Here is an 11,347-nt window from a genome sequence, read left to right on the forward strand (position 1 = left end):
CCACGTGGCGGTTACGTGCTCGGCCGGCTCGCCGACGGCAACGACGCCTCGACCGAACCGATACCCGGTGAGGTTACTGGCCCTGCTTGGCCACCGCTTCGGCGGCAGCTGCGATCTGCTCGGGATCGCCCAGGTAACGATCCTCGAGCGCCATCGTGGTGCGGGGCCGAAAGTCGCCACCCAGCTCGTAGCGCAGGGGCACGCCAGTGGGGATGTTCAACTCGGCGATGTCGGCGTCGCTGATGCCCTCGAGGTGCTTGACCAGGGCCCGCAACGAGTTGCCGTGGGCGGCCACGAGCACGGTGCGGTCGGCGCGCAGATCGGCACAGATGTGGTCGAACCAGTAGGGCAGAACGCGCTGCAGCACCATCGACAGGCTCTCCGCACCGGGGAGCAGCTCGCTGACCACGTCGGCATACCGGGGGTCGTTCACCGGGTGGTACTCGGAGTCGTAGTCAACCTCGGGCGGCGGCACGTCAAAGCTGCGGCGCCACTCCTGGAACTGCTCGGCAGACACTTCGCTGCGCACCTGGGCCTTGTCTCTACCTTGCAACGCCCCGTAATGGCGCTCGTTGAGGCGCCAGCTGCGCCGCACCGGGATCCACTGGCGGTCCATCGCCCGCAGCGATTCCTCGGCGGTTCGGATGGCGCGCTTTTGCAGCGAGGTGTGCACGACGTCGGGGATCACCCCGGCCTCGGCCATCAGCCCACCGGACTCAATCGCCTCGATCATCCCCACGTCGGTGAGATCGACGTCCACCCATCCGGTGAAGATGTTCTTCAGGTTCCATTCGCTTTGTCCGTGGCGGAGCAAGACCAATTCCATGGGCCACATGCTGACAGGTGGGCGCCCGCAACGACGATCCGACGTCACCTGGGGTGCCCGGGCACCATGCACGACGCCCCACCGGCAACCCGGTGACCAACGACACCCTCGCATTCCACCCACCCGACTTGATAACGAAGCACTCAGGTTTTATTGTGGCGCTCGTTGTCATGAGGTTGCCAGCGCTACAATTCGTCGCTCAGGTGCACCATGACGAGCGCCCCACAGGCGAGCAAACAGCCGCTGCGGGCCGCGACAACACGAACTACGTCAGCAAACCAACACCAAGAAACACAGTCACACGAAAGAAGGAGTCTCGGCATGCCCAAGGCCGTCGGAATCGATCTCGGAACCACCAACTCGGTCGTCAGCGTGCTGGAGGCTGGCGAACCCATCGTCATCCCCAATGCCGAGGGCTCGCGCACGACGCCCTCGGTCGTCGCCTTCGCCAAGGACGGCGAAGTGCTGATGGGCGAGGTTGCCAAGCGCCAGGCGATCACCAACCCCGATCGCACCATCCGCTCGGTCAAGCGCCACATGGGCACCAACTGGTCGGTCGACATCGACGGCAAGGCCTACAACTCCCAGGAGATCTCCGCTCGCACCCTGATGAAGCTGAAGCGGGACGCCGAGAGCTACCTGGGCGACACGGTCAACCAGGCCGTGATCACCGTGCCGGCGTACTTCGACGATGCCCAGCGCACCGCCACCAAGGAGGCCGGCGCGGTCGCCGGGCTTGAGGTGCTCCGCATCATCAACGAGCCCACCGCAGCTGCGCTCGCCTACGGCCTGGACAAGGGCGGCGAAGAGCAGACAGTTCTGGTGTTCGACCTTGGCGGCGGCACGTTCGACGTGTCGATCCTCGAGATCGGCGACGGGGTGTTTGAGGTGAAGGCCACCAACGGCGACACCTCGCTGGGCGGCGACGACTGGGACGATGCGGTCATCGATTGGCTGGTCGCCACGTTCAAGGGCGCTCACGGTGTCGACCTGAGCAAGGACAACATGGCCATGCAGCGCCTCAAGGAGGCGGCTGAGAAGGCCAAGATCGAGCTGTCCCAGGTGCAGCAGACCCAGATCAACCTGCCGTTCATCACCGCCAGCGATGCCGGCCCCCTGCACCTGGACGAAAGCCTCACCCGCGCCAAGTTCCAGGAGCTGACCTCCGACCTGTTGCAGCGCTGCAAGGTGCCCTTTGAACGGGCGATCACCGACGCCGGCATGTCGAAGAACGACATCGAGCACATCATCCTGGTCGGCGGTTCCACCCGTATGCCCGCCGTCGCCGACATGGTGCACGACCTGCTGGGCAAGGATGCCCACAAGGGCGTCAACCCCGACGAGGTGGTGGCGATGGGCGCCGCCATTCAAGCCGGCGTACTCAAGGGCGACGTCAAGGACGTGCTGCTGCTCGACGTCACACCGCTGTCCCTCGGCATCGAGACCAAGGGCGGCGTCATGACCAAGCTGATCGAGCGCAACACGACGATCCCCACCCGTCGCACCGAGGTGTTCACCACCGCCGAGGACAACCAGCCGTCCGTGGAAATCCACGTGCTGCAGGGCGAGCGGGAGATGTCGAGCTACAACAAGACGCTCGGCAAGTTCCAGCTGGTCGACCTGCCCCCGGCCCCACGCGGGGTGCCCCAGGTCGAGGTCACGTTCGACATCGACGCCAACGGCATCGTCAACGTGTCGGCAAAGGACCGGGCCACCAGCAAGGAGCAGTCGATCACGATCACCGGTCAGTCCTCGCTGAGCAAGGACGAGATCGACCAGATGATGCGCGATGCCGAGAGCCACGCCGAGGAGGACAAGCGGCGCAAGGAGGAGGCCGAGATCCGCAACACGGCCGACACCCTCGTCTACCAGACCGAGAAGCTGGTGCGTGAGCACGGCGAGAAGCTCTCCGACTCGGACCGCAAGGACGTCGAGGACTCGTTGGCCGCCGTGAAGGAGGCCCTGACCGGCGACGACATCGAGAAGATGAAGCAGACGACGGAGGCCCTCACGGCAGCCAGCCAGCGCTTCGGCCAGCAGATCTACGAGTCGGCGGCGCAGGCCGGTGAAGCTGGCGGCGACGCCGGCGAGGCGTCGGGCGACGACGAGGAGGTCGTCGACGCCGAGATCGTCGAGGACGAGGACGACTCGTGAACGACCGCGACGAAGCAGCCGAACAGGCACCCAGCGACGGCCCGGTGGCCGACAACCCGGCCTCAAATGACGCCGAGGCCAACGGCGCCGGGACCGAGTCGGACGCAGGCTCGGGGTCCGGTTCCCCGTCGACGTCGGCGACCTTCACGGGGGAGACCGCCGAAGAGCAGTTGGACGAGTGCGCCCAGCTGGTCGAGGCGATCTCCACCGAGCGCGACGACATGCGCGGGGTGGCCCAGCGGGTCCAGGCCGACTTTGAGAACTACAAGCGCCGGGTCGAAGCCCAACGGGCCGAACAACAGAACCGGGCGGCCGAGGACCTCGTGCAGTCGCTGCTGGAGATCCTCGACGACTGCGACCTGGCGGCGGCACACGGTGCCGACGATGTGGCGCCGATCGCCAACAAGTTGTTGTCGACGCTCGAACGTCAGGGCCTGACCAAGGTCGACGACACCGAGGTGCTCTTCGACCCGAACCTGCACGAGGCGGTGATGTCCGAAGAGGGCGACGGCGACGGCGAGCACACGGTGAGCGCCGTCATGCGCGCCGGGTACCAATGGCGTGATCGCCTGCTTCGGCCCGCCATGGTGAAGGTGCGTTCCTGATCCGTACTCAAGACCCACGACTCGTCGGCGACGACGAGCGCCCTCGCCACACCAAGCGCTGAAGGAGGTGCCCCGTGGCCCCACAACGTGAATGGTTTGAAAAGGACTACTACGAGGCGCTGGGCGTCTCGTCAACAGCGACGGCGAAGGAGATCACCTCCGCCTACCGCAAGCTCGCCCGGAAGAGCCATCCCGACGCCAACCCGGGCGATCTCAAGGCTGAAGAGCGCTTCAAGAAGATCTCTGCCGCCTATGACGTGATCGGCAACGAATCCAAGCGAGCCGAATACGACGAGGTCAGAAAGCTGGCCGCCTCCGGGGCCGGACCCGATGGGTTCCCCGGTGGCGGCGGTGGCGGTTTCGGTCCTGGCGGCATGCGCTTCGACAGCGGCGACGTGGGCGACCTCGGCGACCTGCTGGGTGGGTTGTTCAACCGTGGCGGCGGAGGCGGTGGCAGTGGACGCCGCCGCCAGCCGACCAAGGGCGCCGACCTGGTCACCGACGTCTACCTCAGCTTCGAGGATGCCGCCCACGGCCTGACCACCGGCGTGCAGCTGAGCAACGAGGCGCCGTGCCCGGATTGCGCCGGCAGCGGCGCGGCCAAAGGCACCCAGCCACGGGTGTGTCCCGATTGCGCAGGCACCGGCGTCACCCAGGAAAACCAAGGTCTTTTCGGGTTCAGCCGGCCCTGCGCCTCCTGTAACGGCAGCGGCAGTCTGATCGACACCCCATGCACCACGTGTCGGGGCATCGGCAGGGTACGCAAGCCGCAGGAGGTGCGCATTCGGATCCCCAGCGGCGTGAGCGACGGCGACACGATCCGCGTCGCCGGCAAGGGCGAGCCGAGCCCGGGAGGCCGCCCTGGCGACCTGATGGTCCGGGTCCACGTCGCATCACACCCACGCTTCACCCGGGACGGGCTCAACCTGCGCCTCGTCGAGCCAATCTCAATCACCGACGCCGCGCTGGGTTCCAAGCTGCGCGTGTCGACGTTGGATGGCACCAACGTCACCCTTCGCATCCCGGAAGGTACCCCCACCAACAAGACCTTCCGGGTGAAGGGACGGGGCATCGAAACCACCAAGTCCACCGGTGACCTGCTGGTGACCGTCGAGGTCGAGACACCCACCGACCTCACCGCCGAGCAGCGAGACCTGCTCGAACAACTCGATGCAACGCTCAAGTCCACCCGCAACAGCGAGACGAACGGTTCCTGACCCGTGGCGCCGGAATGTCGGCGCAACGCTCAACCACCCACATTCCGCATCCGAGTAGCCACCTGAGGAGGTGACCGAGCCATGCACGATCAGAACCGAGCCGTCTACGTCATCTCGGTGGCCGCCGAGCTGGCCGGGGTTCATCCCCAGACGTTGCGTATCTACGAGCGCAAGGGCCTGGTGGCCCCTGCCCGCACCGGAGGGGGCAGCCGCCGCTACAGCCGATCCGACATCGATCAGCTGCTGCGCATTCAGGAGCTGACCAACGAGGGGCTCAACCTCCTCGGCGTGCAGCGCGTGCTGCAGCTGGAGAACGATCTGGCCAACGCCCGGGCCGAGCTCGAAACCCAGCGCCAGGAGTCCCTCCGTAAGATCGAGGCCCTGAGGCAGGAGGCCGAGGGTCACCTGCGGGCCCAGCGCCGCGACCTGGTGCCGTTGCGTCAGGAGGTCGTGTTGTACCGCGATGTCCGCCCAGGCTCAACGCGGCGCGGCTGAGTCAACCCCGCTCCCCGTGGGCACAAGCCGGCGAAGTGCTCTCGGTGGGCGCCACAACGCACACGCGAAACCGGGACCGAACCCAGCGTCCTTCGGGTGGGAGAGCCCGGTGGCCGTCTCAAGGCGTTGGTAGGTACCAGCATCTCAAGATCGGCTCATCCAGCTCACGGTATGGACGTGGATTCGATCCCGATTTCATGGCCATCAGAGCAAGCGTCGAGCCCCCCTTGATGACGTACGAGGACCGGCTGACCGGTCCGGTGAATTGCTCCCCTTGGTTTCGTTACCGATCACCATGACCCGCCGGTGAGACGGTGTCAACGGCCAGTATCTGACGGTCGATCAGCTTTCACCGGCCCGACGGAGCCACGGCGCAGCGGGTCTGACCACCGCCGTCAGGGCTCCGATGCGAAGCGCGACGCACCGGTTGAGCGCGCGGCCTATGGTGGGCAGTGCCAGGACTGAGGGGGTCCCGGCGAACCCTCCGGCTTCCACCCAGATGGGCTCCGGGGGGCGAGCCTTCACCTCGCAGTTCGGTATCCGAACAAGGCGTTCGGATTCCCCGCCGGGCATCGTCCCGGTGCGTCACACGAGGAGGAAGCGGATGTCCAAACGGCATCAGAAGTCTCAGACCTCAGTCGTTCCCGAGCCCCGAGAGGACCGCAAGCGGGAGCACCGACGGTTGCGGCAGAAGGTCCGCCAGGACCTCCACGTCGCCTCGGTGGAGGGCGACGTGGACGAGGTTGTGCTCGACCGGCCGCATGCCACTCACGGCTACCGAGAGGATCACGAGGTTCCGACTTCCAACGCCGTTCCGGCACCGCCGAAGCGCACCAAGCACTGGAAGCAGTCCTTCTGGAAGCGCCGCAAGAACGAACGGCGCCGCCGCGCCGCCGAGTTCGACGCCGCCGCCAACTGAGGGCCAACCCCCTCTGGTTGAAAAACGATGAAAGCCCCGGAGCCGAAACCTCGGCTCCGGGGCTTTCGCTTTTCCGTACTACTCCTGGACGAGCTCGATGAGGGTGCCGAAGCTGCCCTTCGGGTGGATGAAGGCCACCGTCGTGCCACGGGATCCCGGGCGGGGCTCTTTGTCGATCGGCGTGGCGCCGGCGGCCACCATCGAGGCCAGCGCCTCGGCGCAGTTGTCCACCCGGTAGCCGATGTGGTGCAGCCCCTCGCCGCGCTTTTCGATCGACTTGGCGATCGGCGAGTCGGGCCGGGTGGCGGCGGTCAGCTGGATGTAGCTGTCGGCTACCTTCACCAGCGCCTCCTCGACGCCGTCGGACTCGACGATCTCGCGGTGGGCCACCTCGGCCCCGAAGGCCTCGGCGTAGTACGCCACGGCGGCGTCCAGGTCGCGCACGGCGATGGCCACGTGATCGATCTCGGTCAGCAACATGTTCGGATCCTCTCGGTGATGGCGGTACCAGTCGTCGACGCCGCTGGGCAGTCCACGCTGGAAATGGTGGCAGAGCCGAGACCGTCGATGGAGCTGCGGCGATCGATGCTGCCGGGGATGGTCAGGCCTTGGTGCCGGCCATCCGTCGGAACAGGTTGATGCGGTCCTCGCCCACGACCTCGCGCTTCGCCTGGTCGGTGATACCCATGCCCTCCTCGGGCGACAGGCACAGCACACCAAGCTTGCCTTCGGCCTCGTTGCGGTGCACCTTCAGCGCGGCGTCGCCCACGTGTGTGAGGTCGTAGACGTCGGACATCACCGGGACGATGGCGCCCTGGTCGATCAACCGGTTCATCTCCCACGCCTCCTGGTAGTTGGCGAAGTGCGACGAGATGATGCTCTTCAACTTCATCCACAGGTGGCGGTTGTCGTACTCGATCATGTAGCCGCTGGTCGCAGCACAGGTGACGATCTTGCCGCCGCGCTTGGTGATGAACACCGAGGCGCCCATCGTCGAACGGCCCGGGTGCTCGAACACGATGTCGGGGTCGTCGCCGATCATCCCTCGCACCTGCTTGCCCAGACGGCGCCACTCGCTCTCGTCCTGGGTGTTCTCGTCCGACCAGAACTGGTAGCCCTCGGCCTTGCGGTCGACGACGAACTCGCAGCCCATCGCGTTGAGCAATTCCGCCCGCTCGGGCGAGGAGACCACGCCCACCGGCGTGCCGCCGCCGTTGAGCACCAACTGGGTGGCGTAGGCGCCGATACCGCCGGTGGCGCCCCAGATGAACACGTTGTCGCCCTGCTTCATGTTGGCGGCGTTGTCGCCGACCAACATGCGGTACGAGGTCGAGGAGCACAGCGCGTTGACCGCCGCCTCCTCCCAGCTGAGGTGGGCAGGCTTGGGCATCAGCTGGTTGGCCTTCACCACCGACAGGTCGGCCAGGCCACCGAAGTTTGTCTCGAAGCCCCAGATGCGCTGGTTGGCGGCCAGCATCGAGTCGTTGTGGGCCGACGGGTCCTGGTCATCCAGGTAGTTGCAGTGAACGGTCACCCGGTCGCCGGGCTTCCAGTTGCGCACCGCCGAGCCCACCTTGACGATCACGCCGGAGGCGTCGGAGCCCACCACGTGGTAGTCGAGGGCGTGGCGCTTACCCCACACCGACTCCTTGCCCAGGCGGTCGAGGAACGCGAAGGTGGGCAGCGGCTCGAAGATCGACGTCCACACCGTGTTGAAGTTGATCGAGCTGGCCATGACCGCCAGGTACACCTCATCGGGCGCGATCTCGGGCGTGGCCACCTCGTCGACGTGGAGGCTCTTGTGCGGATCCTTGTCGGCCGACTCGTAGCCGTCCCACATCGTCTGCTCGGAGCGCAGCACGTGGGCGGCCCGGTAGCTCTCGGGGATGGCGAGGTTGGCGAAGTCCTCGGGCGAGGCGTCGGACTGGATGGCGTCGAGAATCTCCTGCATCCGTGGAGGTTATCGACCGGCCGGGGAATTTCACGAACCGCCATGCCCGCTTTCGGCAAGCGGGCGAACGGGCTCTCATCGGACCCCGCCGATGTGTCATGCAGGGCCATAGGGCCGGGGCTAGATTGGCGTCGACAGGGGGAACCATGAACGTCGAAGACGTACTGAGGGGAAAGTCGCTGGGCTCGGGGGAGTCGGGCCCGGTAGCCACCATCCGGCCGGACAGCACCGTGGCCGATGTGGTCGTTGCGCTCCGAGAACAGAACATCGGGGCGTTGGTGGTGTCGAGCGACGGCTCCCACGTCGACGGCATCATCTCCGAGCGGGACATCGTCCGACTACTCGGCGAGGGGTCGACACCCGCGCTCGAGCAGGTCGTGTCCGAGGTGATGAGCACCAACGTGCGCACGTGCTCGATGACCGACCAGCTGGCCGAGCTGGCTCAGCAGATGACCGTCAACCGCATCCGTCACCTCATCGTCGCCAGCGAGGGTCGGATGGTGGGCATCGTCTCGATCGGCGACGTGGTGAAGTCGCGCCTCGATCAGCTGGAAGAGGAGAAGGCGCGCCTCGCCGATGAGAACGAGTCGATCACGGAGTACATCCAGACCGGTCGCTGAGTTTGTTTGGGGCGGGGCCGGTCTTAGGGCACTCATGATCTAGGGAGCCAAAATGCTTGCTGTTGCCGCCGTTTCGCAGTCCTCCGAGGATCCGCTCTCCGGGCTGGAGGTGGGCGAGCGTCCCGAGCCTGAGGTGCCCGAGGGGTGGACCACGGTCCAGCTGCGGGCGGCAACGCTCAACCACCACGACCTGTGGTCGCTGCAGGGGGTGGGCCTGGCCGAGAAGGCGCTGCCGATGATCCTGGGCTGCGACGGCGCCGGCATCGACGCCGACGGCAACGAGGTGGTGGTGCACGCCCTGGTCGGCGACCCCGACTGGCGCGGTGACGAGACCTTCGACCCCAAGCGGTCGATTCTGTCCGAGCGGTACCCGGGCACCTTCGCCGAGCGAGTGGCCGTGCCCAAGCGCAACCTGGTTCCCAAGCCCGCCTCGCTCAGCTTTGAGCAGGCCGCCTGCCTGCCCACTGCGTGGTTGACCGCCTACCGCATGCTGACCACCCGCAGCGGCATCGCTCCCGGCAACGCTCTGCCACCTGGAAGCACGGTGTTGGTGCAGGGCGCCGGCGGCGGTGTTGCCACTGCTTTGGTTGCTCTCGGCTCCGCAATGGGCCTGCGCATGTGGGTGACCTCCCGAGACGAGGTCAAGGGTGCCCAGGCGGTCGAGCAGCTCGGCGCGGATGCCCATTTCGCTTCCGGCGAGCGCCTGCCCGACAAGGTCGATGCGGTGATGGAGACCGTCGGTGCCGCCACCTGGGGGCACTCGATCCGTTCCCTGCGACCCGGCGGCACGCTCGTCGTGTGCGGAGCGACCAGCGGTGATCCCTCCCCCACCGAGCTCACCCGCATCTTCTTCCTTCAGCTCTCGGTGATCGGCTCCACGATGGGTACCCGGGACGAGCTGCAACGGCTGCTGTCGTTTCTCGACGTCACCGGTGTGCGACCTCTCGTCGACGCGTCCTACCCGTTGGGCGACGCCGCCGATGCCTTCGCCCGGCTGCACGAGGGCTCGGTGTTCGGCAAGTTGGCCCTGACGATGGGCTGAGCCGACCCACCTCGGCGTCCGGCTCGGCACCCATCCGGGTGGTCTCGTCGGCGGTGACCGCCCGATCGAGTGGGACGGGCCGGAATGACCCAAGGAGTTACCGACAGGTAGCGTGATCAAAACCAAACGGCGAGCGCGTCGCGCCCGACATCGCACACACCCAGGGAGATCCTTCATGGCAGGTTCAGTCATTCTCGGCGGAGCACGCACTCCGTTCGGCAAGTTCTCCGGCTCGCTCGCCGGCTTCTCCGGCGCCCAGCTGGGGGGCAAGGCGATCGCCGGCGCCCTCGAGCGCACCGGCATCTCGGCCGACCAGGTCGACTACGTCCTGATGGGCCAGGTGCTGCAGGCCGGCGCCGGGCAGATCACCGCCCGCCAGGCCGCAGTTGAGGCCGGTATCCCCCTCGACGTGCCCGCCACCACGATCAACAAGGTCTGCCTCTCGGGCATCAACACGATCATGCTGGCCGACCTGCTCATCCAGGCGGGCGAGGCCGAGATCATCGTCGCCGGCGGCATGGAGTCGATGACCAACGCCCCCTACCTGCTGCGCGACGCCCGGTCGGGCATGCGCATGGGCGACAAGACCGTCGTCGACTCGATGATGCACGACTCGCTGTTCTGTGCCATCGACGAGCTGGCGATGGGCGCGTCCACCGAGCAGTACGCCGGCAAGGCGGGCCTCAACCGCGACGTCCAGGACGAGCTGTCGGCACAAAGCCACGAGCGCGCCGCCGCAGCCCAGAAGGACGGCAAGTTCGACAACGAGATCATCTCGGTGGAGATCCCCCAGCGCAAGGGTGATCCGATCGTGTTGGAGGCCGACGAGGGCGTTCGCCCCGGTACGACCGCCGAGTCGCTCGGCAAGCTGCGTCCCGCCTTCGCCAAGGACGGCAACATCACCGCCGGCAACGCCTCGCAGATCTCCGACGGCGGCGCCGCCGTCATCGTCTGCTCGGCTGCCAAGGCCGAAGAACTGGGCCTGAAGCCCTTGGGCGAGATCGTGGCGATCGGTCAGGTGGCCGGTCCCGACGCCTCGCTGATCTCCCAGCCGGCGCAGGCGATCAAGGCCGCCATGGCCAAGGTCGACCTGACCGTGGACGACATCGACCTGTTCGAGCTGAACGAGGCCTTCGCCGCCGTCGGCGTCCAGTCGATGAAGGACCTGGGCATCTCCGACGACATCGTCAACGTCAACGGTGGCGCCATCGCCATCGGCCACCCGGTCGGCGTGTCCGGCACCCGCATCGTGTTGACCCTGCTCAACGAGCTGGCCCGCCGCGGCGGCGGCACCGGCGCAGCGGCGTTGTGCGGCGGCGGCGGCCAGGGCGACGCGCTGATCGTGCGCACCGTCTGATCCAAGGGGCCAGCCACGCTGCACCAGCTGAGGAGCCATGCCGGAGGCCATCGGGGCCTCGGTGTGGCTCCTCGGTCGTTTTTGGGGTAAATACCCGTGGCCGAGGCGAGGCGAGGCGAGGCGAGGCGAGGCGAGGCGAGGCGAGGCGAGGCGAGGCGAGG

General features: G+C 66.9%; 11 protein-coding genes. 8 read left to right on the forward strand and 3 right to left on the reverse strand.

The genetic code is table 11. The annotated features are described in order from the left end of the window. Positions 1-73 precede the first annotated feature (73 nt). Positions 74-835, reverse strand: a complete 762-nt coding sequence (locus PKD89_RS09300) for a phosphoglyceromutase (protein ID WP_349257337.1) — start codon at positions 833-835, stop codon at positions 74-76. Positions 836-1,147: 312 nt separating this feature from the next. Between PKD89_RS09300 and dnaK the strand changes: the two genes are divergently transcribed. The 5 genes from dnaK to PKD89_RS09325 all read left to right on the forward strand — a co-directional run bounded on the left by dnaK (position 1,148) and on the right by PKD89_RS09325 (position 6,216). Further along, on the forward strand, positions 1,148-2,980 hold the full coding sequence (dnaK, locus tag PKD89_RS09305; protein WP_287379776.1) for a molecular chaperone DnaK: 1,833 nt from the start codon (positions 1,148-1,150) through the stop codon (positions 2,978-2,980). Beyond that, on the forward strand, positions 2,977-3,585 hold the full coding sequence (locus tag PKD89_RS09310) for a nucleotide exchange factor GrpE (protein ID WP_287379775.1): 609 nt from the start codon (positions 2,977-2,979) through the stop codon (positions 3,583-3,585). Before dnaK ends, PKD89_RS09310 begins: the two co-directional genes overlap by 4 nt. A 74-nt stretch (positions 3,586-3,659) precedes the next feature. After that, positions 3,660-4,802, forward strand: coding sequence for a molecular chaperone DnaJ (gene dnaJ, locus PKD89_RS09315; protein ID WP_287379774.1), 1,143 nt, complete (start codon positions 3,660-3,662; stop codon positions 4,800-4,802). An 81-nt stretch (positions 4,803-4,883) separates the two neighbouring features. Next, the gene (locus PKD89_RS09320) at positions 4,884-5,297 is read left to right on the forward strand and encodes a heat shock protein transcriptional repressor HspR (RefSeq protein WP_287379773.1); all 414 of its coding nucleotides are present in this window, start codon (positions 4,884-4,886) and stop codon (positions 5,295-5,297) included. Positions 5,298-5,901: 604 nt separating this feature from the next. Continuing rightward, entirely contained in the window at positions 5,902-6,216 is a 315-nt protein-coding gene (locus tag PKD89_RS09325) for a hypothetical protein (protein ID WP_287379772.1), read from the forward strand. Between the two features lie 78 nt (positions 6,217-6,294). Here PKD89_RS09325 and mce read toward each other — a convergent pair whose 3' ends face one another. Together mce and ccrA are read right to left on the reverse strand one after the other, a co-directional pair. Further along, complete coding sequence (gene mce, locus PKD89_RS09330; RefSeq protein ID WP_287379771.1) at positions 6,295-6,696, reverse strand: methylmalonyl-CoA epimerase; 402 nt, start codon at positions 6,694-6,696, stop codon at positions 6,295-6,297. A gap of 121 nt (positions 6,697-6,817) precedes the next feature. Next, a complete protein-coding gene (gene ccrA, locus PKD89_RS09335; RefSeq protein WP_287393915.1) occupies positions 6,818-8,167 on the reverse strand; it encodes a crotonyl-CoA carboxylase/reductase in 1,350 nt (449 codons plus the stop codon). A gap of 146 nt (positions 8,168-8,313) precedes the next feature. On the opposite strand from ccrA, the gene PKD89_RS09340 reads away from it, so the two are divergent. From PKD89_RS09340 to PKD89_RS09350, 3 genes are all read left to right on the forward strand, one after another. Next, on the forward strand, positions 8,314-8,787 hold the full coding sequence (locus tag PKD89_RS09340) for a CBS domain-containing protein (protein WP_287393913.1): 474 nt from the start codon (positions 8,314-8,316) through the stop codon (positions 8,785-8,787). Between the two features lie 52 nt (positions 8,788-8,839). Then, positions 8,840-9,829: a zinc-binding dehydrogenase gene (locus PKD89_RS09345; RefSeq protein ID WP_287379768.1), complete on the forward strand. Its 990-nt coding sequence runs from the start codon at positions 8,840-8,842 to the stop codon at positions 9,827-9,829. Between the two features lie 175 nt (positions 9,830-10,004). Next, positions 10,005-11,186, forward strand: a complete 1,182-nt coding sequence (locus PKD89_RS09350) for an acetyl-CoA C-acetyltransferase (protein WP_287393911.1) — start codon at positions 10,005-10,007, stop codon at positions 11,184-11,186. Positions 11,187-11,347 lie beyond the last annotated feature (161 nt).

The organism is Candidatus Neomicrothrix sp. (assembly GCF_035329545.1).
In the GTDB taxonomy this organism is placed as follows: Bacteria; Actinomycetota; Acidimicrobiia; order Acidimicrobiales; family Microtrichaceae; genus Microthrix; species Microthrix subdominans.

Excerpts from the sequence above, each read along its gene's own strand:
- PKD89_RS09345 (WP_287379768.1), top strand. The coding sequence starts at position 8,840 with ATGCTTGCTGTTGCCGCCGTTTCGCAGTCCTCCGAGGATCCGCTCTCC.
- dnaK (WP_287379776.1), top strand. The coding sequence starts at position 1,148 with ATGCCCAAGGCCGTCGGAATCGATCTCGGAACCACCAACTCGGTCGTC.
- PKD89_RS09340 (WP_287393913.1), top strand. The coding sequence starts at position 8,314 with ATGAACGTCGAAGACGTACTGAGGGGAAAGTCGCTGGGCTCGGGGGAG.
- PKD89_RS09300 (WP_349257337.1), bottom strand. The coding sequence starts at position 835 with ATGTGGCCCATGGAATTGGTCTTGCTCCGCCACGGACAAAGCGAATGG.
- PKD89_RS09320 (WP_287379773.1), top strand. The coding sequence starts at position 4,884 with ATGCACGATCAGAACCGAGCCGTCTACGTCATCTCGGTGGCCGCCGAG.
- ccrA (WP_287393915.1), bottom strand. The coding sequence starts at position 8,167 with ATGCAGGAGATTCTCGACGCCATCCAGTCCGACGCCTCGCCCGAGGAC.
- mce (WP_287379771.1), bottom strand. The coding sequence starts at position 6,696 with ATGTTGCTGACCGAGATCGATCACGTGGCCATCGCCGTGCGCGACCTG.
- PKD89_RS09325 (WP_287379772.1), top strand. The coding sequence starts at position 5,902 with ATGTCCAAACGGCATCAGAAGTCTCAGACCTCAGTCGTTCCCGAGCCC.
- PKD89_RS09350 (WP_287393911.1), top strand. The coding sequence starts at position 10,005 with ATGGCAGGTTCAGTCATTCTCGGCGGAGCACGCACTCCGTTCGGCAAG.